Raw genomic sequence first — 20,118 nt, 5'->3', positions numbered from 1 at the left:
GGTTGGCCGGTGAACTCGACGGCCCTATACTAGAACACGTTCTACTCTATGGGCCACACGGGATCGGGCGGCGCCCTAATCGCGGGAGCGGGGGCGTGGAACGCGTTCCATGGGACTGGGGGCGACATGAGCAACGGCGAGGCGGCACGGACGATCGACACCGGCGATCCGCCCGCGCGGTTCGCCCGGGGCTGGCACTGCCTGGGACTGGCCGATTCGTTCCGCGACGGCCGCCCGCATGCCGTCGAGGCGTTCGGGACCAAGCTGGTGGTGTTCGCCGACACCGGCGGCGCGCTGCACGTGCTCGACGGATACTGCCGGCACATGGGCGGAGACCTCACCATGGGTACGGTCAAGGGCGACACCGTCGCCTGCCCGTTCCACGACTGGCGCTGGCGCGGTGACGGCCGGTGCGTTTCGGTGCCGTACGCGCACCGGGTGCCGATGCGGGCCCGCACCCGCTCGTGGATCACGTGTGAGCAGAACCGCCAGCTCTTCGTCTGGCACGACCCGCAGGGCAACCCGCCCCCGCCGGAGATCACCATCCCGCGCATCGAGGGTGCCTTCTCCCCCGAGTGGAGCTCCTGGACCTGGGACTCGATCCGGATCGACGGCGCCAACTGCCGCGAAGTCATCGACAACGTGGTCGACATGGCCCACTTCTTCTACATCCACTTCGCCTTCCCCACGTTCTTCAAGAACGTGCTCGAAGGCCACGTGGCCGCGCAGTTCCTGCACACCCGGCCACGGCCGGACGTGCCGCTGACCGCGAGCCAGTCCGGCGACGCCACCCTGCGCTCCGAGGCCGCCTACTACGGACCCTCGTACATGATCGACTACCTGCACCACGACTATCACGGCACCGACGTGGAATCCGTACTGATCAACTGCCACTATCCGGTCACGCCCGACTCGTTCGTGCTCCAATGGGGTGTGATCGTCAAGCGGTTGCCCGGCCTCACCGCCGCGCAGGCGGACAAGGCGGCGGCCCGGTTCGCCAGAAGCATCGGCGTGGGTTTTCAGCAGGACGTGGAGATCTGGAAACACAAGAGCCGCATCGACAATCCGCTGCTGTGCGCCGAGGACGGCCCGGTCTACCAGCTCCGCCGCTGGTACGAGCAGTTCTATGTGGACGTCGCGGACATCACCGAGGACATGGTGGCGCGCTACGAGTTCGAGGTCGACACCACCCGCGCCAACCAGACCTGGGAGGCCGAGGTCGCCGACAACCTCCAGCGCCAGGCGCCCGCGGCACCGCCGTCATGACCCGGGCGGACACGCTGGCCGAGCGGCATGCGTACCTGGAGGGCGGGCTCGCCGAGGTCCGCTGCGGCCGCTGCGGCGCCGACGTCCGGGCGCGGAAACTGAGCCCGAGACACACCAGCGTGCAGTGGAGCACCCGGGCCGAACGCGCCTGCGCCGTGCTCGCCGCGGCGGCCGCCGCCGGTGGCGTCACCGCGCTGGTGCCGACCTGCCCGGACCTGCGCGACAGCATCGATCGCGCGGTCTGCGAGGGCCGTCTCGCGGTGTCCGAGGGCCACCTCGGGGCGGCCTGATGGCCGGCACCCGGATCACCGGCGCCATCGCCCCGTATCACCGGCTCCGCGTAGCCGACGTCATCGCCGAGACGGCCGACGCGCACTCGCTGGTGCTTCCGGTGCCACCGGCGCTGACCGCCGCGTTCACCTACCGGCCCGGGCAGTACCTGACGGTCCGGACGCCGGACGGCACCCTCGCCCGGTGCTACTCGCTGTCCAGTTCACCGCACACCGACACGGACCTGAAGATCACGGTGAAGCGGGTGCCCGGCGGGCGGGCGTCGAACTGGATCTGCGACCACGTCCGGGCCGGCACCACACTGGAGTTCACGCCGCCGGCCGGTACGTTCACCCCGGCCTCGCTCGACGACGACCTGCTGCTGCTCGCCGGTGGCAGCGGCATCACCCCGGTGATCGCCATCGTCAAGTCCGTGCTCGCCCGCGGATCCGGGCGCCTCGCCCTCGTGTACGCGAACCGCGACGCCCGGTCGGTCATCTTCGCCACGGAGCTGGCCGCGCTGGGCGAGCGCCACGGCGGGCGGCTCTCGGTGACGCACTGGCTGGACAGCGAGCGCGGGGCGCCCACCGGGGACGCCCTGGCACCGCTGCTGTGCGCGTACGCAAATCGCGAAGCGTTCGTCTGTGGGCCCGACCCGTTCGTCGGGGTCGCCCGGCAGGCGCTGCAGCGCACCGGCGTCCCGGCGGACCGGGTGCGCGTGGAGAGCTTCGACTCCGACACGACAGTGCCCGCAGTGGCCCGGGACGCGACAGCCGAGGTCACGCTGGACGGGCAGACCCACCACCTGCCGTGGCCCGCCGGTTCGCGCCTGCTAGATGTGATCATCTCGGCGGGGCTGAATCCACCGTTCTCCTGCCGGCAGGGCAACTGCGGCACGTGCGCCTGCCGGTTGGTCAGCGGCCAGGTCGAGCTCGTACGCAACGAGGTGCTGGAGGAGGAGGACTTCGCCGAGGGGTACATCCTCGCCTGCCAGGCGGTCGCCCGCAGCGACACGGTCGCGGTCACCTACGAGTGAGCCTCCTCGCGGAGTTGCACGGCGATGTCGATGAGCTGATCCTCCTGGCCGCCGACCAGGCGCCGCTGCCCGGCCCGGACCAGGATCTCGGCGCCGGACACGTCGTAGCGGCGGGCCAGCGTGTACGCGTGGGTGAGGAAGCTGGAGTACACCCCCGCGTACCCCATGATCAGGGCGAGCCGGTCCAGCCGGCACTCGTCCGGCATGGCCGGGCGGACCACCTCCTCGGCCGCGTCCACGATGGCGAAGAAGTCGACACCGGTACGGATGCCGAGCCTGTCGCAGACCCCCACGAACGCCTCGACCGGCGTGTTCCCGGCGCCCGCCCCGAACCGCCGGGTGCTGCCGTCGATCTGGGTGGCGCCCGCCCGCACCGCCAGCACGGAGTTCGCCACGCCCAGGGCCAGGTTCTCGTGCCCGTGGAAGCCCACCTGCGCGTCGTCGCCCAGCTCCGCCACGAGCGCGGCGACCCGCTCGCCCGTCTGGTCGAGGACCAGCGCACCGGCCGAATCCACCACGTACACGCACTGGCAGCCCGCGTCGGCCATGATGCGGGCCTGCCGGGCCAGCGCCTCGGGCGGCTGGGAGTGGGCCATCATCAGGAAGCCGACCGTCTCCAGCCCGCGTTCGCGGGCCAGCCCGAAGTGCTGCACCGCGATGTCCGCCTCGGTGCAGTGGGTGGCGATCCGGCAGACGCTCGCGCCGTTGTCCGCCGCGGCCCGGATGTCGTCGATCACGCCGACCCCGGGCAGCATCAGGAACGCGATCCGCGCCCGGGTCGCGGTGCGCACCGCCACCGTGATGAGTTCCTGCTCCGGCGTGCGGCTCAGCCCGTACGTGAAGGATGAGCCGCCCAGGCCGTCGCCGTGCGTCACCTCGATCACCGGAACGCCCGCCGCGTCCAGCGCGGCGACCACCGCGGCCACCTCGGCGGCGGTGAACTGGTGGCGCTTGGCGTGCGAGCCGTCGCGCAGCGAGGAGTCGGTGATGCGCACGTCGAGGTCGGCGGAGAAGCGGTTCGGCATGCGGTCCTCCCACGGTCAGGCGGGCACCGTGGAGCGGGCGAGTTCCTCGCCCACCCGCGTCGCCGCGGCGGTCATGATGTCCAGGTTTCCGGCGTAGTGGGGCAGGAAGTCACCGGCACCGGCGATCTCCACGAAGATCGCCACCCGGGCACGCCCGCCGGTCGCCGCCGACGGCGGGTCGAACTGCGGCTCGTTGAGCAGCCGGTAGCCGGGCACGTACCGGGCGACCTCGGCGGCCATCGCCGCGATGGACGCGGTCACTGCGGCGGGGTCGGCCTCGGGGTCGATCGCGCAGAACACCGTGTCCCGCATGACCAGCGGCGGCTCGGCCGGGTTCAGCACGATGATCGCCTTGCCCCGTGCCGCTCCGCCGACCAGTTCGAGCGCCCGGCTGGTGGTACGGGTGAACTCGTCGATGTTGGCCCGGGTGCCCGGCCCGGCCGAGCGGGACGCCACGGTCGCCACGATCTCGGCGTAGCTCACCGGGGTCACCCGGGACACCGCGTACACCATCGGGATGGTGGCCTGCCCGCCGCAGGTGATCAGGTTGAGGTTCGGCGCGTCCAGGTGTGCGCGCAGATTGACCTCCGGCACCACCAGCGGCCCGACCGCCGCCGGGGTGAGGTCGACCGCGCGGATGCCGGCCTGCGCGTAGCGGGGCGCGTTGGTCCGGTGCACGGCCGCCGACGTGGCCTCGAAAACCACGTCTGGCAACGGATCCTGGGCCAGCAGCCAGTCGGCGCCGCCCGCGCTGGTGGACACGCCCAGCTCGGCGGCACGGCGCAGGCCCGGGCTGTCCGGATCGACACCGGCCACCCAGCGCGGCTCGATCAGCGGCGAACGAAGCAGCTTGCAGAGCAGATCCGTGCCGATGTTGCCGGACCCGACGATCGCGGCGGTCAGTCTCGTCATCGGCGGCACTCCCCCGTGTCTGATGCGGGCTGGAAGGACAGGCCGACCTCGCCGAGGCCGGTGAACACCGCCCGGAACGTCTCGCCCGGGTGGACGTCGACCGCCCGGGCGCACGCGCCCGGCAGCACCAGGTGCCCCGCGCGCAGCCGCACCCCGAAGCCGGCGACCGTACGGGCCAGCCACGCCACCGCGGTCGCCGGGTTGCCGAGTACCGCATCGGAGCGGCCTTGGGCCACCGGCTCGTCGCCCCGGTACAGCACCGCGTCGATGGCGCGCGGGTCCAGCTTGTCCGGCGCCACCCGGGCCGCGCCGACCACGAAGCCCGCCGAGGAGGCGTTGTCGGCGATCGTGTCGGCCAGGCTGATCCGCCAGTCCACGATGCGGCTGTCGATGAGCTCGATGGCCGGGGCCAGCGCCTCGGTGGCGGCCAGCACGTCGGACTCGGTGCAACCGTGGCCGGGCAGGTCCGCACCGAGCAGGAACGCGACCTCGATCTCGACGCGCGGGAAGCAGTAGCGTGCGGCGTCCGCCGGTGCCGTCTCGGACAGGCGCATGTCGGCCAGCAGGTGACCGTAGTCCGGCTCGTCGACGCCCATCATCTGCTGCATCGCGGCCGACGACAGCCCGACCTTGTGGCCCACCACCGCCTGCCCGCGGCGGCGCACATTGTGGAGCTGGATTTCGTACGCGTCGGCCGCGCTCAGGTCCGGGTGTCGCAGCACCAGGGGTGGGACCGGCGCACGGTCGCGCTCCGCGACGTACAGCCGGTCGGCCAGTGTCCGGCGCTCAGCATCGGTCAGCATGGGTCCCTCCCCGCTCTGCATCTGACGGGCTGGGATCCAACCCGCCGGGATCCGGCGCGCCGGGCAGCGCTGGCCCGATCCCGATCGCGGCGCTGCGGCCCGCACGCCGGCCGGAGAAGACGCAGTCGGCCAACGACAGACCGCTGACGTAGCTGCGCGAGCAGATGCCGACCGCGGTGCGGCCCGCCGCGTACAGGCCCGGCACCCCGCGACCGTCCGCGCGAAGCACCTGCCCGGTCTCCTCGTCGACCCGCAGGCCGCCGAGCGTGAGCACGGGCGCCGGCGCGGCGGGCCGCGCCCGTACCGAAAAGTCGATCAACGAGTACGGCGGCCGGGTCAGCGGCCGCACCAGTCCGGCGGGCTTTCCCGCCGGATCCGGCCGGCCGGCCGCGGCCGCATCGTGGTACGCCGCCACGGTGGCGGCCAGGCCCACCGGATCCACCCCGGCCCGCCGCGCGACCCGCCGCAGCGTCGGCGCACCGACCCGGTCGATGTGCAGCAGCCACCGCGCCTGGATCCGCTGGAACCACAGCGTCTGATCGCGGAGCTGGCGGCGTGCCTCGGCGAGCACGGCCGCGTCGACGAGCAGCCACGCCCGCCGCTGCGGGCGGCGCAGGACAGCGTCGCCGATCGCCGCGCCGTAGCGGGACTCGTCGCAGACGCGCCGCCCGTCGCGGTCCACCAGCAGCCCGCCGAGCAGCGCGGACGGCGGGGCGAGGAAGCGCCACACGCTGACCCGGTCCAGGTGAGAAGTCGCGGCGCCGGCGTCGGTGCCCATCCGGATGCCCGAGCCGTCGTCGCCCGCCGTGCCCAGAGGCAGCGTGCCCCGGCAGTCGGGGGCGTGGCGGCGCAGCATCTCGGCGTCGAGGACGAACCCACCGGCGGCGAGGACGACGCCGCTGCGGGCACCGATCCGCACCGGGCGGGAGTACCGGCGCTCCAGCCAGGCCACGGGCCGGTGCAGTGCGCGACCGAGCGCGGGAAGGTACATGCCGGGCTTGACCGACCACCGGTGCAGGACGCGGTGGCCGAACCGGACCCAGGCCGGTGCGCCGCGCAGGGTCCGGCAGGCGACGCCGGTCACCCGGCCGTCCGCTGCGGTGATGAGCTGGTGGGCGCGGGTCTGGAGCAGGATGCCGGCGCCGGCCGCGCGGGCGGCCCCGGCAAGCGGGGCGTACAGCGCCCGGCCGGAGGTCCCGCGAGCGTACGCCCGGTGCCCGCGCGGCGCGGGCGCGGCGACGTGGGCGAAGCTGCGCTCGCTGCCGGAGTAGTACAGGTAGTGCCGGTTCGTGGGGTAGCTCGTCTCGTACGGGCACAGCCGCGCGTCGAACGGCACCCCGCGCCCCTCCAGCCAGGTCAGCATGTCGGCGCTCTGCGCGCAGAAGCGGCGCAGGGTCTGCGGCGTCACGGCGTCGCCCACCTCCTGGCTCAGGTAGTCGACCATCGCCTGTGTGCTGTCCTCGACGCCGGCCTCGCGTTGCTGCCGGGTGCCGCCGCCCGCGTAGACGACGCCGCCCGAGACCGCGGTGGCGCCGCCGCCGGCGAAGCGGTCCAGCACGAGCACGCGGGCGCTGGGGGCCGCCTCGAGCGCCGCGCAGGCGCCGGCCGCGCCGAAACCCACCACCACGACGTCGGCTGACTCGTCCCACGCCTCGGTCACGATGCCTCCGAATCTGCAACACGTAGCAGAACGGTTTCCGGGACCACGATGGCGCCGGAACGGCACTAACTATAACCTGTTCTAGTGATGACGGACGATGGCGAGTTCGACATCGTCGTGGTCGGCAGCGGCGCCGCCGGGATGACCGCGGCGCTCACCGCGGCGCACCACGGCCTGCGCGCCGTGCTGGTGGAGAAGGCAGACGTGTACGGCGGCTCCACCGCCCGTTCCGGCGGCGGCCTCTGGCTGCCCGGCAACGACGTGCTCCGGCAGGCCGGGGTCACCGACGACACCGCGTCCGCCCGCACCTACCTGGCCCACGTCGCCGGATCCGAGGTCCCGGCGGCACGCCGGGAGGCGTTCCTCGCGGCCGGTCCGGCCATGCTCGCGTTCGTCCGGGCGCACACGCCGCTCGACTTCGCGTGGGTGCCCGGGTACCCGGACTACCACCCGGAGGCACCCGGCGGGCTGCCCGGCGGCCGCAGCGTCGAGCCGCGACCGCTCGGCGCCCGCCTGATCGGGCCGGACCTGGGCACCCTCGCCCCGCCGTACCGGGCCGCGCCGGACGGCGTCGCGGTGACCGCGGCGGACTACCGGTGGCTGTCGCTGGGCATCCGCCACCCCCGGGCGCTGGCCACCGCGGCCCGGCTCGTTGCGAGCGGGCTGGCCGCCCGGCTGCGGCACCGGCGACGGCTCACCATGGGGCAGGCGCTCGCCGCCGGGCTGCGCGCCGGGCTGCGCGCGGCCGGGGTCGAGGTCCGGCTGGGCACACCCATGGCCGGTCTGCTCGTCGAGGGCGACCGGGTCACCGGGATCCGCGCCGGAACCGGCGGGCGGCTGCGCGCCCGCCACGGTGTTCTGCTGGCCAGCGGCGGATTCGAGCACAACGAGCAGATGCGGCGCCGGTACCAGCCGGTCGGTGCCGCGTGGACGGTCGGCGCGCCCGGCAACACCGGCGACGGCATCGAGGCGGGCCGGCGTCTGGGCGCCGCGCTGGATCTGATGGACGAGGCGTGGTGGGGCCCGGTGCTCCCGCTCACCGGCGGGCCGTACTTCTGCCTCGCCGAACGCAACCTGCCCGGCTGCCTGATCGTGGACGCGGCGGGCCGGCGCTTCGTCAACGAGTCGGCGCCGTACGTCGAGGCCGTGCACGCCATGCTCGCCGTGCCGGGGCGGGTGCCGGCCTGGCTGGTGACCGACCAGCGGTACCGGGACCGCTACCTGTTCGCCGGGCACGCCCCGCGCACGCGGCTGCCGCGCCGCTGGTTCGACGCCGGGGTGGCATGCCGCGCGGACACCCTGGACGGGCTGGCCGGGCAGATCGGCGTCGCCGCCGAACGGTTGCGGGCGAGTGTCGAACGGTTCAACGCGTTCGCCGCACACGGCCACGACGACGACCTGTTGCGCGGCGACTCCGTTTACGACCGCTACTACGGCGACCCGCGCAACCGGCCGAACCCGTGCCTGGGCCCGGTCACCAAGCCACCGTTCTACGCGTTCCAGGTGGTCCCCGGCGACCTGGGCACCAAGGGTGGGCTGCGCACCGACGAACGGGCCCGGGTGCTGCGCGGCGACGGCACACCCATCCCCGGCCTGTACGCGGCGGGCAACGCCAGCGCCTCGGTGATGGGACGCGGCTACGCCGGGGCCGGCGCGACGCTGGGCCCCGCCATGACGTTCGGTCATCTCGCCGCGCTGGACCTGGCCGGGGTCGCAACGGGCTGACGCGGCCGTCACCCTGCGCTGACCGGCGGGCCGAGGATCAACCCGCTGGTCGGTACGCCGGTGCCCGCCGTGACCAGCACCGGGCCGTCCCCGGGCACCTGGTTGACCGCGGTGCCGCGCACCTGACGGACCGCCTCGGCGATGCCGTTCATGCCGTGGATGTACGCCTCCCCGAGCTGCCCACCGTGCGGGTTGACCGGCAGCCGCCCGCCGAGTTCGATGCCGCCGTCGGCGATCAGGTGCCGCGCCTCCCCCCGGCCGCAGAAGCCCAGCTCCTCGAGCTGCATCAACACGTACGGGGTGAAGTGGTCGTACAGCACCGCGGTACGCACGTCGGACGGCGTGTACCCGGACTGCCGCCAGAGCTGGCGGGCCACCACACCCATCTCCGGCAACGCGCCCATCCGCGGGCGGTAGTAGCTGGTCATCACGTACTGGTCGGGGCCGCTGCCCTGGGCGGTCGCGCACACCACCGCGGGTGGCTGCCGCAGGTCACGGGCCCGGCGCGCCGACGTCACCACCAGCGCGACCGCCCCGTCGCTCTCCTGGCAGCAGTCCAGCAGCCGCAACGGCTCCGCGATCGGTTTCGACGTACGGTGATCGTCGAGGGTGATCGGGCGGCCGTGGAACCAGGCGTGCGGGTTGGTGGCGGCGTGCCGGCGCGCCGCCACCGCGACCCGGCCGAAGTCGTCGGTGGTGGCGCCGGTGTCGTGCAGGTAGCGCCGGGCCACCATGGCGACCATCGCGGCCGGGGTGGCCAGCCCCATCGGATGGTGCCAGCTCGCGTCGACGCCCGCCGAGGTGGGCGCCAGCAGTTCGGCCGTCACCTGCCCGAAGCGGCGGCCGGAGCGTTCGTTGAGGGCCCGGTAGCAGACCACCACCTCGGCCAGCCCGGCCGCCACGGCGAGCACGGCCTGCTGCACGACCGCGCACGCCGCTCCCCCGCCGTATGCGATCCGGCTGAGGAACGACAGCTCGCCGATCCCCAGCTCCCGGGCCAGCGCGACCTCGGCGGTGTGGTCCATCGTGAACGTCGCCAGGCCCTGGACGTCGGAGGGGGCCAGGCCGGCGTCGTCGAGCGCCGCGCGGACCGCCTCGACCGCGAGCCGCAGTTCGCTGCGGCCGGAGTTCTTGGAGAACTCGGTGGCTCCGATCCCGGCGACGGCCGCGGTCCCCGCGATCATGACGTCACCCGGACCGTGGCGGCGACGTGCTCGCCCCGCGCGGTGCGGCCGCTCACGGTCACCACCCGTTCGCCGCCGGTGTCCGGCGCCGCCCGCCCGGTGAAGGTGAGTGTGTCGTTGGCGTAGCACGGTGTGCCGAGGCGGACCGCGACGCCGCGAACGAGCGCCCCGGGACCGGCCCAGTCGGTGACGTAGCGCTGCACCAGGCCCGTGGTGGCGAGGATGTTGAGGAAGATGTCCCGGCCGCCGCGCCGGACGGCGGCGTCGCGGTCGTGGTGGACGTCCTGGAAGTCGCGGGTGGCGAGGGCGGTGCTGATCACCACGGTGGGGGTCACCTCCAGCTCCCACGGCGGCAGGACGTTCCCGGGCCGGTCGGCGGGGCGCCACGCCGGCAGGGTCAGCTCGTCGTCGACGCGGACGAACTCGACCCGCACCGGCATGCCGATGTGTACGTCGTCCGGGTCCACGTCGCGTAGCTCGCCGGTCATGCGTACCCCCTCGTCCAGGTCGATGAGCGCCACGACGACGGGCAGCCGGCGGCCCGGTAGCGGCGGGTGGCGGTGCACGACGAAACTGTGGACGCGGCCGGTGCCGGTGGCGAGCACGTACCCGGGCCTGGTGGCGCCGCAGGATGGGCAGGCCGGGCCGGGCGGGTGGCGCAGCGCGCCACACTCGCCGCAGCGCTGGATCCGCAGCTCGCCCGCGACGGTCCCGGCCCAGAAGTACGCGGTGTCCGCGCTGATCACCGGCCGCAGCGCGGCGGCCGCCCCTGCTTCCGGGGCGGGTGCGGTGCCGGGCTGGAACTTCAGGACGCGGAACCGCATGGTCGCGACCGGTTCGGCGCCCACGCACCAGGTGCTCTCGGTCGTGATGAACCAGCCCTCCCCGAGCGCGGTCCGTTTCGGCCCGGTCACCTCGGTGAGGCGGCTGCGCACGGACACCTGCTCCCCGACGCGCAGGTACCGGAGGTACGTCTGGATGCTGTCCGTCGCCACCACGGAGGTGAACCCGGCCTCGTCGAGCACCGCCGACATGGCCCGCAGCGGGTCGGCCACCTCCGGTGCGGCCGGGCGAAGCCCCGGCATCGTCCACACCTGCGCCATCGCGGGCGGGGCCAGCCCGTCGCGCTCGTAGACCGGACTGCTGTCGCCCACCGCCCCCAGCCAGTCGCGGATCGCCGGGAGGTTGACCGGGTCCCGGGCCGGTCGGGCCGGTGACTCCCCCGCCGCGCGGATACGCCGCGCGGCCGCCGTGATCGCCTCACCCGCCGTGGCGCCGCCCCCTACCGCCGGCGTCGCGGTACCCCGGGCGGCGGCCTCGGCGGCCTCCGTGCTCGGCTTGTCCATTCGGCACGCTCCTGTCCTGCCGTTGCGCGGTCGCGCGGCACGCTCCGGCTGACCTGCCGGCTGTGGCCGCTGCTATCTGGGCACGCGGGGCAGGCCCAGGCCCGCGGACGCGATCAGTTCCCGCTGGATCTCGTTGACGCCGCCGCCGAACGTCAGCACCAGGTTGCGTTTGGCCTGCAGGTCCAGCCAGGACAGCAGGTCGGCGGTCGCGGGGTCGGTGGGATCGCCGTACCGGCCGACGAGCTCCTCGAGGTCCTGGCCGAGCCGCAGCAGCCGTTCCGAGGCGAAGACCTTGGTCGCCGACGCGTCCGCCACCGAGGGCGGGTCGGTGCCGGCCACCTGCCAGTTGAGCAGCTCGTTGACGCGCAGGCAGGCGTGGGTGCGGGCGAGCGTGCGGCGCACGTCGGGGTGCTCCGGCAGCGGCGGGTTCGCGGACACCCAGGTCCGCACCCGGTCGTACAGGGCGCCGAGACGCCCGGCCGGTCCCAGCATCACCCGCTCGTGGTTGAGCTGGGTGGTCAGCAGCCGCCAGCCGCCGTTCTCCGGGCCGACCCGCATCGACACCGGTACGCGCACGCCGGTGAGGTAGACCGCGTTGACGTGGTGCGCGCCGTCGCAGGTGATGATCGGGGTCCACGCGTACCCGGGGTCTCGGGTGTCCACGATGAGAATGGACAGGCCGTGGTGGCGGGAGGCGTCCGGGTCGGTCCGGGCGGCGAGCCACAGGTAGTCGGCGTCGTGCGCGCCGGTGGTGAACGTCTTCTGGCCGTCGACCACGTACGTGTCGCCGTCGCGCACGGCACGGGTGCGCAGCGCGGCAAGGTCCGTGCCGGCCTCAGGCTCGGTGTAGCCGATGGCGAAGTGGAGAACGCCTGCCAGGATGCGTGGGAGGAAGAAGTCCCGCTGTTGCGGGGTGCCGTGCGCGAGCAGGGTCGGCGCCACGGTCTGCAGGGTGACCGACGGCAGCGGGACGTCGGCGCGGGCCGCCTCGTTCACGAAGATCTGCTGTTCCATGGGGCCGAGCCCGCCGCCGCCGTACCGGGTGGGGAAGCCGAGGCCGAGCCAGCCGTCGCGGCCCAGCCGCGCGACCACCTCGCGGTGGGCCGGGCCGTGCCGCTCGTGCCGCAGCGCGGCCCGCTGCTGCGGCGAGATCAGATCGCTCAGGTACGCCCGCAGCCGCTGCCGCAGCGCGTGCTGCTCGTCAGTCAGGTCGATGAGCAAGGCAACCTCCCAGCCGGTGCAGGCAGTACTCGCTGCCGCCGAGGTGGCGGACCAGGTCGCGCAGCTGCGCGCCGTACCGGTGAAGTGGATAGTCGGCGGCCAGGCCGAGCCCGCCGTGCAGGTGGTGGCAGGTGCGCAGGGCCGGTGGTGCCTCGCTGGTCAGCCAGTGCGCGGCCACCCACAGGTCGTCGTCCGCCGGCCGGCCGGCGCCCAGCCGCCAGAGCGCGGCGAGCGCGGACAGGCGCAGCGTGCGCGCGGTGACGTAGATGTCGGCGATCTGCTGGGCGACGGCCTGGAACGCGGCGAGCGGGCGGCCGAACTGGTGCCGGGTACGGACGTGGTCGGCGGTCAGCCGCAGCGCCCCGGCCAGCAGCCCGTCGGCGAGCGCGCACGCACCGGCGACCGCGAACCGGTGCAGGTCGGCGACGCAGCGGCCGTCGGTGTCGTCGCCGAGCGGCTCCGCGACCACCCCGTCCAGCATGACGGTGTACTCCGGGGTGCCCGCCGACGTGGGCGTGCGCCGCAGCGAGACGCCGGGGGCTGCCGGGTCGACGACGGTGACCGCGACCCCACCGCCCGGCACGCTCACCGGGACGAGGATCCGGTACGCCTGCTCGGCGTCGAGCACGCCGGTCGCCGTGCCGTCGAGCGTCCAGCCGGCGGTGGCCGTGGTACGCGGCCGGTCCGGGAACGGTTCGCCCGGCTCGCCCAGCGCCGCGGTGAGGCCCCTGCCCTGCCGCACCGCGTCCAGCAGGTCGCGTTGCTGTCCCGGGCCGCCCCACCGGGTCACCGGCAGCACGCCGAGGGCCAGGGTGGACAGCGCGGGGACTCCGGCCGCCCGGCGTCCGATCTCGGTGAGCACCAGCGCGGTTTCCAGTACGCCCAGCCCGGCGCCGCCGAGCCGGGCAGGGACCGCGAGGGTGAGCAGGCCCGCCTGCCCGAGCGCCTTCCACGCTCGCTCCGGGGCGTCCGCGTTGTCGTCCAGCACATCACCGGCGAGGCGGACGATGGCCCGCTGCGCCTCGTCCAGTTCGAAGTCCATCGCCACCCTCCGAACGAAATGAGAACACGTTTCAGTTTACTGGGGCGTTCGGCGGCTGTCACGGGCGCGCCATGCGACGTTGCTACCCTTGAGGAGAGCGAATGACCTGGTCGCCGACCGTGGTCGAACCGTCGCGAGGGGCAACGATGGCAGCGAGAACGAATACCAGAATTGGCACCGGGCGCCGGGTGCTCGCCGGCACGGACGCCGAGCACGGCTCCGCCGCCCAGCGGGACCGGCACCGCCGGATCCTGGAGGCCACGCTGCGCCTGGCCGCGAAGGGTGGCTACGAGGCGGTACAGATGCGCGCCGTCGCCGAACTGGCCGAGGTCGCGCTGGGCACGCTGTACCGGTACTTCCCCTCCAAGATCCATCTCCTGGTGTCGGCACTGGCGCTGGAGCTGGAGCGGATCCAGGAGAAGCTGAACCGCAGGCCCGTGCCCGGCGACACCCCGTACGAGCGGGTGCAGTTCGTGCTCGACCGGGTGACCCGGGCGATGCAGCGCGAGCCGCTGGTCACCGAGGCCATGACCCGTGCGTTCATGTTCGCCGACCCGTCCGCCAGCGCCGAGGTCAACGCGGTGGCGCGGCTGATGGAGGAGATCTTCACGCACGCGATGCACGACGGCGAGCCGGACGCCGACGACCGGGCAAAGGCCAGGGTGATCGGGGACGTGTGGCTGTCCAATCTGGTGGCATGGGTGACGCGCCGCGCCTCGGCCGACGACGTGATCAACCACCTGGAGCTGGCCAGCCGCCTGCTGCTGCGCTGACTACGCGGCGACGCCACCGTGCCACCGGCGGCGCCGCCGCGTACGGGTTCAGCCGAGCAGCGCCGCCAGCCTGGTGAGTGACTCCTGAGTCGCCGCGCCCGCCTGCTTCTCCAGCATCCCGGCCATCGGGCCGGCCAGCGCCGGGCCGGTGAACTCCATCTCGTACGTGATCTGTGAGCCGTCGCCGGACGGCTCGATCACGAGACGGCTCTTGGCCTTGACGCCCATCGGACCGTCACCGGACTGTTCGAGACGCTGCGCCGCTACCGCGTCGGTCACCCGCCAGGCCATCTCCGCGGGCATCCCCATCAGCTTCACCCGCTGCCGGTACGTCGCACCGGCGCCGAGGCTCGCCGGTACCTCACCGGTGAAGCCCTCGTGCATCGTGTTCCACTCGGCGACTCGGGACAGGTCCACGACCAGCTGCCAGACCCGCTGCGGTTCGGCCGTAGCATCCGTCGAGACGCTGACCTTTGGCATCGCGTTCCTCCTTGGGCTGAACGGTCCGACCTGACCTACGGCAGATCGGTGCTGATGATCTTTTCGATGTTGCGTTCCGCCAGGGCGGTGATCGTGACGAACGGGTTGACACCGGTGCTGCCGGGAATCAACGAACCGTCCATGACGTACAGGCCGGGATGCCCGGGCAGCCGGCCGTAGTTGTCGGTCGCCTGGTCGAGGACGCAGCCGCCGAGCGGGTGGTACGTGAGGTCGTCGCCCCAGACCTTGCACACGCCGAACAGGTCGCTGCGGTAGATGGTGGCCTGTCGCCGGTTGATGGTGTCGAAGACCCGGCTGGCCGCGTCGATCGACGGCTGGTTCTGTTCCGTACGCCAGGTCAGATCGACCGCACCGGTACCGGCGTTGTAGACGAACCTGGCGCGGTGGGGGTTCTTGGTGATCGCCAGGTACAGGCTGATCCACGTCTCGTTGCCGGAGGGGAACGGCGCGATCTCCGCGAACACCGGCCCGGCCGGATCGGCCCAGTTGTCGATGCCCACGGCCGGCATGGCCGACTGCAGCGAGCCGGTCGGCTGCCAGACGTGGTTGGCGCGGGCGACCATGACGTTGCCGTTGTTGCCCCATCCGTGCCCCACCGCGTCGCCCAGGCCGGGCAGCTTACCCGTTGCCTTCATCGCGACGAGCAGCTTGCTGGTGCCGACGCTGCCGGCCGCGAGGAAGACCCGGTCGGCCCGCACGGTCTTCGTGTTCACCGCGTCGCCCGTGGTACCGAGCTGGGTCAGGGTCACGACGTACCCGCCGCCGTTGGCCGGCGCCACGGCCGTGACGACGTGCTGGGTCGTGACGGTCAGCCGGCCGGTCGCCGCGGCGGCTGCCAGGTACGTCTTGTCCAGTGACCGCTTGCCGTGGTTGTTGCCGTAGATGACCTCGCTGCCCAGCGCGGAACGCGCAACGGCGTTCGCCTGCTCCTGCGCCATGTACGCGAAGTCGTACACGCTGGGGATGAACGTGGTCCGGTAGCCGGAGGCATGGGCCTCGTCGCGGCTGAGGCGGGCGTACCGGTAACACGCCGCGGACTCGAACCAGGCCGGGTCGACATTGTTCACACCGAGCGCGGCCATGGCGCGCGGGAAATACGTACGGTACATCGCATCCGCGTCGACCGACGGCAGGATCTCCTCGAAGTACTCACGCTTGGGCAGCACGGCCATGGCGCCGTTGACGAGCGATCCGCCGCCGAGACCCCGGCCCTGGTAGACGCGGATGCCGGAGAAGGCCTCGGAGTCCAGCACGCCCGTGTACCGGCCGATCGGCTTGTTGACCGGGATGCCGAGGAAGTAGCCGAGCGGCTGGTCGGTCCTGGTCCGCAGCCAGAACGAGCGCTGGTCCGGCTTGATCATGTCGCAGAAGACGTTGCCGTCCGGGCCGGGGGTGTTCCAGGCCATCCCCATCTCGACGACGCTGGTCGCGATCCCGGCCTGGGTCAGCCGCAGCGCGGTGACCGCGCCGCCGTAGCCGCTGCCGACGACGAGGGCGGGCACGTGGTCGCCGTCGGACAGCACGGCGCTCGCCGCGGACGCCCGGGCCAGCAGGGCGCCCGCCGACGCGCCGAACGCGGCCGCGGCGGCGCCCGCGCGGAGCAGCCCTCGGCGGGAGATTTCCGGTGACGGGGGTCGGGGATGACTGGGCATGGGGCGGCCCTTCGAGCGTCTCGGGCAGGTGCGGTCAGGGGTGATCGGCGATGTCGTTGGCGGCGATGTATCCGAACGTCATCGCCGGGCCGATGGTGGCGCCCGCACCGGCGTAGCTGTGCCCCATCACGGCGGCACTCGAATTGCCTGCCGCGTAGAGGCCGGCAACGACCGTGCCGTCGGTGCGCAGTACCCGGGAGCGGGCGTCGGTACGCAACCCGCCCTTGGTGCCGAGGTCACCCGGCACGATCTTGCAGGCGTAGAAGGGCGGCAGCCAGAGCGGGGCCAGGCACGAGTTCGGGCGGACCGCGGGGTCCGTGTAGTAGTGGTCGTACGCGCTGTCGCCGCGGTGGAAGTCGGGATCGGAGCCGGCCAGTGCGTACCGGTTGAACCGGGCGACCGTCGCGCACAACGCGTCCGCGGGGACACCGATCTCGCGGGCGAGGCCACCGAGGGTCGGGTTCCGGAACACGGCCCCGGCGTCGTACCAGGAGTCGGGGAACGGCAGCAGCGGCGGGACGTCCCGGAACAGGTAGCGGTTGCGGTAGTTCTGGTCGAACACGAGCCAGGCCGGGATGTCCGGTGTGGCACCGTTCTTGTCGTACATGACGTGCACGACGTCGCCGTACGGCGCCGCCTCGTTGACGAACCGCGATCCGGCGCTGTTGACCAGGATGCAGCCGGGCAGCGTGCGCTCGGCCAGGCAGAAGTACGGCTCGCCGGGCAGTGGGATGGCCGGTCCCCACCACGCGTCGTCCAGGAAGTCCGTGGCCGCGCCCGCGCGCAGTCCGGCCTGGATACCGTCGCCCGTGTTCGCGGCGGCGCCCACGGTCCAGTCGGTGCCGATCGGCTTGCGCTGATACGCCAGCCGCATCGCGAGGTTGTGTTCGAAACCGCCCGCGGCCACGATGACGCCGCGCCTGGCCTGGATGACGGTCGGCGATCCGTCGCGGCTGACGACGACACCGGTGACCCGTCCCTGCGCGTCGAACTGGAAGTCCTGGAACGGTGTGTTCAGCCAGACCGGGACACCGGCCGTGGCCAGCCCCGCGCGCAGCGCGCCCGCCAGTGCCTGCCCCATGGTCAACGGGGTCTGTCCGCGCAGGACAGCGGCGGCGTACCGGGCGGCGCACTCCGCCGCGACGGCCGTGCCGTGCAGATTGACCAGAGCGAGGGTCAGCCACTTGTAGTCGGTGGTGAACACCGTCAGTCCCGGAGGGGTCGGCATGTACGCCGGGTTCAGGTTGGCCAGCTCCGGGCCGAGCAGTTTGCCGTCGAACAGGTCCGGCTCGATCGAGCGGCCCTGCGGCATGCCGCCGGGCAGTTCCGGGTAGTAGTCGGGATAGTCCGCCATGTACCTGAAGCGAAGCGGGCTGTTCGCCTGCACGAACGAGATCATCCGCGGGCCGTTGTCCAGGAACGCCTGCTGCTTGGCGGTGGGCACGTCGCCGTCGACCACCGCGGCCAGGTAGGCCGCCGCCGACGCCGGAGTGTCGGGCACCCCTGCGGCGAGGATGACGTCGTTGTTCGGAATCCAGATCCCGGCACCGGAGCGGGCCGCGGAACCGCCGAACGTCGGCGCCTTCTCCACCACGAGGACGCTGACACCGCGCCTGGCCAGGCGCAGGGCCGCGGTCATCCCGGCGGCGCCGCACCCGATGACGACCGCGTCGAACTGCTGCTCGGCGGCGAGAGCCGCGCGACCGGGCGAGGCCGACCCGACCGCCAGGCCCGCGCCGATGGCTGCGGCACCCGCGAGGACCGTACGTCGGCTGAGGGTTGGGGGCATCGGAGCTCCTTAGGGCAGGGAGCGGTACGTGCCTGGGGGGTCGCTGCGGGCGCCTTCGCAACGACTGTAACGTGTTCTACTATTGGCGAGATGAGCCCGGCTGTCAAAGGTGCGGCTTGCAGCGGGACCGTCCATCCCTACGGAGTGATGTTCAGTGAAACCGTGGTGGGGCCGTTGTTGGTGTTGGCCCTGCCGCACAGCGTGTAGCGGCCGGCGCCGTTGTAGAAGGTCCGGCTGATGCCGAAGCTGCTGGGCGCGTCGAAGATCAGTCCACCCTGGAAGTAGACCCGGAACCGGGCCGGATTAGGGCTGGCCCACGTGGTGACACTGGCGTAGTAGGACTGGTTCTGACTGACGCAGACCTCCTGCCCCGGGCTGAGGTTCTGGGTGATGCCGACCGCGGCGTGCGCGGCCGCCGGTGCGGCCAGCAGTGCGGTACCCACGGCGGCGGCGACGACCGTTCCGCGGCTGATCAGCTTGTGCATGGCTCCTCCTGGTGACTTCGCTGTGCCCGAGGACGAGCCGCTGGTTCGGACGGCTTCCTCGGTTCGGACGTCGTCACCGTAGGCGTGCCGGCTGGCCAGAATGAAGCCCATTCGGTGCTCACATTCCGCCCATTTGCCGCTCACCCTGAGGCGCTCACCGGATCCGCCGCCGTGGCCACCGGACGTTTCGCGATCGCTTCAGTTCCGGAAGACCGAGGCCATCTCGCTGAGGCGGCTGGCGGTACGGCTCAGGCCCTCGACGGCCTCGCGGCTGTCGACCGCCGCCCCACGGACCTCGTAGGCCGCAGAGCCGACGGCGTCGATCGCCCGGCTGATCTGCTCGGCGCTGACACTCACCGTGCCGGCGCCGGCCACCATCGCGGCCGTCGTCGCGGTCTGCTCCTCGACCGCCGAGGCGATCGTGATCTGCCGCTCGGCGATCGAGCTGATCACCTCGGAGAAGCCGGTGACCACGGTGACCGCCTCGTCGGTGTCGCGCTGGATGCCCTCCACCCGCCGGGCGATCTCCTCGGTCGCGGTGGCGGTCGCCTGCGCCAGTTCCTTGACCTCGCCGGCCACGATCGCGAAGCCGCGGCCGGCCTCGCCGGCCCGGGCCGCCTCGATGGTGGCATTGAGGGCGAGCAGGTTGGTCTGGGCCGCGATGGCGTTGATCGTCCGAACCACGTCGCCGATCAGCTGGCTCGACTCGTGCAGCCGGGTCACGTTCGCGGTGGCCTGATCGATGCCGGCCACGGCGGTGTCGGCGGCGCGGGAGGCGGCCGACGTGTTGCTGCTGATCTCCTCGATCGCCACCCGCATCTGCTCGGTCCCCGTGGCGATCGACTCGACCTCGTCGCTGGTGCGGCGCGCCTCGCCGGCGACCGACTCCAACTCGGTGGCGGTGGCCCCGGCGGCCTCGGTCATCGTGGCGCTCGCCCGTTCCAGCGTGCCGGAGTGGGCGGCGAGCTCCTCGACCGCCTGGCGGATGCCCACGACGGTGGTGCCGAGCTGGCCCATCATCGTGTTGAAGCTCGTTGCCAACAGGGCCAGCTCGTCCTTGCCGAAGACGATCATCCGTGGGCTGAGGTCGCCGCTCGCCGCTGTCGTGATCATCTGAGCGCAGTGCTTGAGCGCCCGGACCAGGGTCATCCAGGACGACATCTGCAACAGCACACCGAGCGGCGCGAGCACGAGTGGCAGCCACAGGGCGAGGCTTGCCACCGACTCCAGTTCCGCCCGGCCGGCCGAGCCGGCCGGCAGCCGCTCGGCGACCGCGCCGACGGTGAAATGCGTGTACAGGCCGAGGCCGAGCGAGCCTCCCACCAGGCAGAGCAGTGCGGCGGTCGTGCGCGGCTTCACCGGCACCTGGTCAAGCAGTCGGAACATGGATTTCCCCTCGCCTTCCGGAGAGCCATCGGCCGGTAGGCC

The 20,118-nt window shown here is 72.9% G+C and carries 18 protein-coding genes and 1 pseudogene; 5 read left to right on the top strand and 14 right to left on the bottom strand.

The annotated features are described in order from the left end of the window. The first annotated feature begins 126 nt into the window (after positions 1–126). Genes EV385_RS27940 through EV385_RS27930 form a run of 3 tightly spaced genes read left to right on the top strand, consistent with a single transcriptional unit; the run spans position 127 to position 2,572 of the window. Entirely contained in the window at positions 127–1,266 is a 1,140-nt protein-coding gene (locus tag EV385_RS27940) for a 3-ketosteroid-9-alpha-monooxygenase, oxygenase component (protein WP_130512151.1), read from the top strand. Then, positions 1,263–1,556 (top strand): hypothetical protein, encoded by a 294-nt coding sequence (locus tag EV385_RS27935; RefSeq protein WP_130512150.1) that lies wholly within the window; start codon positions 1,263–1,265, stop codon positions 1,554–1,556. The genes EV385_RS27940 and EV385_RS27935 overlap by 4 nt, the downstream gene beginning before the upstream one ends. Next, entirely contained in the window at positions 1,556–2,572 is a 1,017-nt protein-coding gene (locus tag EV385_RS27930) for a ferredoxin--NADP reductase (RefSeq protein WP_130512149.1), read from the top strand. The genes EV385_RS27935 and EV385_RS27930 overlap by 1 nt, the downstream gene beginning before the upstream one ends. Here EV385_RS27930 and dmpG read toward each other — a convergent pair. From dmpG to EV385_RS27910, 4 genes are read right to left on the bottom strand one after another with little or no spacing between them, the layout of a single operon-like run. Beyond that, positions 2,563–3,597: a 4-hydroxy-2-oxovalerate aldolase gene (gene dmpG, locus EV385_RS27925; RefSeq protein ID WP_130512148.1), complete on the bottom strand. Its 1,035-nt coding sequence runs from the start codon at positions 3,595–3,597 to the stop codon at positions 2,563–2,565. The two genes, EV385_RS27930 and dmpG, sit on opposite strands and share 10 nt — an antisense overlap. 15 nt (positions 3,598–3,612) lie before the next feature. Continuing rightward, positions 3,613–4,509: an acetaldehyde dehydrogenase (acetylating) gene (locus tag EV385_RS27920; RefSeq protein ID WP_130512147.1), complete on the bottom strand. Its 897-nt coding sequence runs from the start codon at positions 4,507–4,509 to the stop codon at positions 3,613–3,615. Continuing rightward, the gene (locus EV385_RS27915) at positions 4,506–5,312 is read right to left on the bottom strand and encodes a 2-keto-4-pentenoate hydratase (RefSeq protein ID WP_130512146.1); all 807 of its coding nucleotides are present in this window, start codon (positions 5,310–5,312) and stop codon (positions 4,506–4,508) included. Before EV385_RS27915 ends, EV385_RS27920 begins: the two co-directional genes overlap by 4 nt. After that, entirely contained in the window at positions 5,296–6,972 is a 1,677-nt protein-coding gene (locus tag EV385_RS27910; protein ID WP_130512145.1) for an FAD-binding protein, read from the bottom strand. Before EV385_RS27910 ends, EV385_RS27915 begins: the two co-directional genes overlap by 17 nt. Before the next feature lie 87 nt (positions 6,973–7,059). Between EV385_RS27910 and kstD (EV385_RS27905) the strand changes: the two genes are divergently transcribed. Further along, positions 7,060–8,697 carry a 3-oxosteroid 1-dehydrogenase gene (gene kstD, locus EV385_RS27905; protein WP_130512144.1) on the top strand — a complete coding sequence of 546 codons (1,638 nt, stop codon included), beginning with the start codon at positions 7,060–7,062 and terminating at the stop codon, positions 8,695–8,697. Positions 8,698–8,705: 8 nt separating this feature from the next. Here kstD (EV385_RS27905) and EV385_RS27900 read toward each other — a convergent pair whose 3' ends face one another. From EV385_RS27900 to EV385_RS27885, 5 genes and pseudogenes are all read right to left on the bottom strand, one after another. Beyond that, the gene (locus EV385_RS27900) at positions 8,706–9,881 is read right to left on the bottom strand and encodes a lipid-transfer protein (protein WP_130512143.1); all 1,176 of its coding nucleotides are present in this window, start codon (positions 9,879–9,881) and stop codon (positions 8,706–8,708) included. After that, positions 9,878–10,276 (bottom strand): hotdog family protein, encoded by a 399-nt coding sequence (locus tag EV385_RS35380; protein WP_242625363.1) that lies wholly within the window; start codon positions 10,274–10,276, stop codon positions 9,878–9,880. The genes EV385_RS27900 and EV385_RS35380 overlap by 4 nt, the downstream gene beginning before the upstream one ends. After that, positions 10,262–11,137, bottom strand: a pseudogene (locus tag EV385_RS35375) (bifunctional MaoC family dehydratase N-terminal/OB-fold nucleic acid binding domain-containing protein); the annotation flags it as partial. The pseudogene EV385_RS35375 and the gene EV385_RS35380, both read right to left, overlap by 15 nt. 162 nt (positions 11,138–11,299) lie before the next feature. Then, positions 11,300–12,448, bottom strand: coding sequence for an acyl-CoA dehydrogenase family protein (locus EV385_RS27890; protein ID WP_130512141.1), 1,149 nt, complete (start codon positions 12,446–12,448; stop codon positions 11,300–11,302). Continuing rightward, positions 12,429–13,496 carry an acyl-CoA dehydrogenase family protein gene (locus tag EV385_RS27885; protein ID WP_130512140.1) on the bottom strand — a complete coding sequence of 356 codons (1,068 nt, stop codon included), beginning with the start codon at positions 13,494–13,496 and terminating at the stop codon, positions 12,429–12,431. The genes EV385_RS27890 and EV385_RS27885 overlap by 20 nt, the downstream gene beginning before the upstream one ends. Before the next feature lie 140 nt (positions 13,497–13,636). Here EV385_RS27885 and kstR point away from each other — a divergent pair, with 140 nt between their 5' ends. Then, complete coding sequence (kstR, locus tag EV385_RS27880) at positions 13,637–14,263, top strand: cholesterol catabolism transcriptional regulator KstR (protein WP_130512139.1); 627 nt, start codon at positions 13,637–13,639, stop codon at positions 14,261–14,263. Positions 14,264–14,311: 48 nt separating this feature from the next. Here kstR and EV385_RS27875 read toward each other — a convergent pair whose 3' ends face one another. The 5 genes from EV385_RS27875 to EV385_RS27855 form a co-directional block, all read right to left on the bottom strand. Then, on the bottom strand, positions 14,312–14,743 hold the full coding sequence (locus EV385_RS27875) for a type II toxin-antitoxin system Rv0910 family toxin (protein WP_130512138.1): 432 nt from the start codon (positions 14,741–14,743) through the stop codon (positions 14,312–14,314). A 35-nt stretch (positions 14,744–14,778) separates the two neighbouring features. Continuing rightward, positions 14,779–16,416, bottom strand: a complete 1,638-nt coding sequence (locus tag EV385_RS27870; RefSeq protein ID WP_130512137.1) for a GMC oxidoreductase — start codon at positions 16,414–16,416, stop codon at positions 14,779–14,781. A gap of 34 nt (positions 16,417–16,450) precedes the next feature. After that, complete coding sequence (gene kstD, locus EV385_RS27865) at positions 16,451–18,205, bottom strand: 3-oxosteroid 1-dehydrogenase (RefSeq protein ID WP_130512136.1); 1,755 nt, start codon at positions 18,203–18,205, stop codon at positions 16,451–16,453. A gap of 137 nt (positions 18,206–18,342) precedes the next feature. Beyond that, positions 18,343–18,690 carry a hypothetical protein gene (locus EV385_RS27860; protein WP_130512135.1) on the bottom strand — a complete coding sequence of 116 codons (348 nt, stop codon included), beginning with the start codon at positions 18,688–18,690 and terminating at the stop codon, positions 18,343–18,345. A gap of 198 nt (positions 18,691–18,888) precedes the next feature. Next, on the bottom strand, positions 18,889–20,076 hold the full coding sequence (locus EV385_RS27855; RefSeq protein WP_130512134.1) for a methyl-accepting chemotaxis protein: 1,188 nt from the start codon (positions 20,074–20,076) through the stop codon (positions 18,889–18,891). Between the last annotated feature and the right edge of the window lie 42 nt (positions 20,077–20,118).

This window comes from Krasilnikovia cinnamomea, from assembly GCF_004217545.1.
GTDB lineage: Bacteria > Actinomycetota > Actinomycetes > Mycobacteriales > Micromonosporaceae > Actinoplanes > Actinoplanes cinnamomeus.
The sequence above is the reverse complement of the archived record's forward strand: the minus strand, read 5'-3'. Positions and strand labels throughout refer to the sequence as shown.